This is a genomic window from Paracoccus chinensis, assembly GCF_900102885.1.
GTDB classification, from domain to species: Bacteria; Pseudomonadota; Alphaproteobacteria; order Rhodobacterales; family Rhodobacteraceae; genus Paracoccus; species Paracoccus chinensis.
Window position 1 is genome coordinate 1 of the sequence record NZ_FNGE01000062.1, and the last position, 2,135, is coordinate 2,135.

Genomic DNA, 2,135 nt, shown 5'->3' on the forward strand with positions numbered 1-2,135 from the left:
GCATGAAGGGCAAACTCTGGAGCACCAGGTGCATCGAGGCCGGCATCGCTCCGTAATCTGAGCTGCGGTCTGGCAAACTGCCCCTGCCCTATGCGGCAGGGGCAGGCTCAGGAGGAGGAGAGCCTGTGCGCTTTGCCTCTACAGCCTCAAGGCAGGAGAACGGCCGGGAGTTCCTCAGGCAACCCGAAGCCCCAGCTTCTTACCGGGCAGGAGCCGATGTTCTTCTCAGGCGCGCGCCTGACCCTCACATTAGATGCGGGTTCCCGCTTGGTCCCGGCTTCGTTCGGGAGGGTGGAAACGCACAACCCCCGGCTGCGCCCCCGCCCCTCTGCGGCCTTTACCAGAAAACCGGTTACGAAGTTTGCGGCGATCAGCGGTTGAGCGCGGGGAGGCTCACGACCAAGGCCAGTGCCAGCGGCGGGACTGCGGCCTGGAGGGCGGATCTGCGGCGGGCGCGGCCGGGGCTGTCGAGAGAGGGGCCGGCGGGGGAATGAGCTTCAGGGTTTCGTCCAAGATGCGCTTGCGCTCCTCGGCTAAGGCCTCGGCGACGGCGGCGCGCTGCTCACTCTCGATCGCCCGCCTCTCGTTCTCTGCGGCGCGCTTTTCCGCCTCGGTCAAACTTTCCCGCAAGGCTTCAAGTTGTCCGCCTAACAGGGTGTCAACCGTGGACATTTCAGCTGGACTTGACCGGGCAGGATTGTCCGTGTTGCCCGGCTCAGAGGGTTCCGGTGCGGACCTTGCATGGTAAACCCTTGCCAGCTCTGCCGGGTCGATCGACCAAACCCCTTGTCCATCCTTTACCCCTGTGACTTTGCCGGTCTTCAGGGCATTTGCGAGGGTGGGCCGCGATACATCGAAGTGCTTGACCGCCTCGCGGATGGATAAGCCGGCCATGTGGTTGCCCCCTGGTTGATGTTGACCGGGGCTTTGCCCCCTCCCCTATCGCTAGGTGGGCAGATTTTTCCGGTCAAGCTTGGTGGAAAAGTGGGCAAGGTTAGGGTAGGGGAGTCAGTCGTCGCCTTTGGCTTCCAGACGCTCGATGCGCTCGTCTTGCTGGTGGATGTGACCGGCGAGCGTGACCAAGATGTGCGTCAGCCCGTCCATCCGCAGGTTCACGTCCTCGAAGCCCTTGCGCATCTCGGCGCGCATCTCCTGAAGCAGGCGGATCGTGTGGTTCTCGGGCTCGTCGGTCATCGGTGATCGGCTCCTTCGGTCTCCCGCTGATCGATGGCGGGCAAATCCGGCTCCATACCTTCGAAGAACGGCTGCGACACAGGCGGCAGGCCGGGGCCCCCGGGTAACTGGCGCTCACCTGGATAGAGGGTCGGGATACGGCGCAACGGGGCCGTGTCCAGTGCCACGTTATCCTGGTCTTCCGCATTCGCAACGATGGTTGCCGAGAACCGCGATAGCCGCAGCTTGTCCCTCGACTGCGCCCATGCAACCCGGTCGTTGATGACGTAGGCGGCTTCCTTGCCCTTTCCGATGCGGATGATCTGAATCCACTTCTCGGCAGCCAAGTCAGCCAAGGCGCGCTGCACAGTGTCCACGCTTCGACCGATCATGGCTGCCAATGCCTTTTGTGGGATCACCAGCGCGTTGCCGTCACCCATATTTGCCACAAGCAGGTGCAGAACCTCGGCCGCACGGGGTTTTCGGCTAATCAGCCGCGCCCATTCCTCATGAGCCTTGCGCTCTGTCTGGACCCAGTGACCAGGGCGGCTAACAGGAGAGCCGAGCGGCTGGTGGTTCGCTGGTCGCATGTCATGATCCTTGCGGTAGGGTGGCCGCAACGCTGCAGGATTTTTCGGCAACTAACAAGAATTTTCTTGCTTAAAAATAATGCAGACATGCCCTGATTATCTGCAGGGTTACCGCAAAGCTGGTGCGGTAGGGTAGCCGCAAAGCTGGTGCGGTAACCCCCCCCGATAAGATATTGATTTAGTTTATAAAATAATCTTCGCCTTCTTATGATCTAAAGGACGGCAAAAAATCCACAGTCCGGGCGCGCTTGCGCGCCGGGGGGGCGCGCCCGTCAGGGGGCTGGCGACCCCCCGCCCTTGGGACGGGCTGTGGAGTTTTTGGCGGCCTACCGCTGGCGGGGCCATTGAGGCCCCGCCAGCGGTTCGAGGGGG

The 2,135-nt window shown here is 62.4% G+C and carries 3 protein-coding genes; all 3 read right to left on the bottom strand.

The genetic code is table 11. The features are described 5' to 3' along the window. Window positions 1-393: 393 nt before the first annotated feature. The gene (locus tag BLQ03_RS18190) at window positions 394-894 is read right to left on the bottom strand and encodes a hypothetical protein (RefSeq protein ID WP_139166818.1); all 501 of its coding nucleotides are present in this window, start codon (window positions 892-894) and stop codon (window positions 394-396) included. 114 nt (window positions 895-1,008) lie between these two features. Then, complete coding sequence (locus BLQ03_RS17585) at window positions 1,009-1,194, bottom strand: hypothetical protein (protein WP_090757583.1); 186 nt, start codon at window positions 1,192-1,194, stop codon at window positions 1,009-1,011. After that, window positions 1,191-1,763, bottom strand: a complete 573-nt coding sequence (locus BLQ03_RS17590) for a helix-turn-helix domain-containing protein (protein WP_090757584.1) — start codon at window positions 1,761-1,763, stop codon at window positions 1,191-1,193. Before BLQ03_RS17590 ends, BLQ03_RS17585 begins: the two co-directional genes overlap by 4 nt. Between the last annotated feature and the right edge of the window lie 372 nt (window positions 1,764-2,135).

Coding starts and splice junctions, on each gene's coding strand:
- BLQ03_RS18190 (WP_139166818.1), bottom strand. CDS start 894: ATGGCCGGCTTATCCATCCGCGAGGCGGTCAAGCACTTCGATGTATCG.
- BLQ03_RS17585 (WP_090757583.1), bottom strand. CDS start 1,194: ATGACCGACGAGCCCGAGAACCACACGATCCGCCTGCTTCAGGAGATG.
- BLQ03_RS17590 (WP_090757584.1), bottom strand. CDS start 1,763: ATGCGACCAGCGAACCACCAGCCGCTCGGCTCTCCTGTTAGCCGCCCT.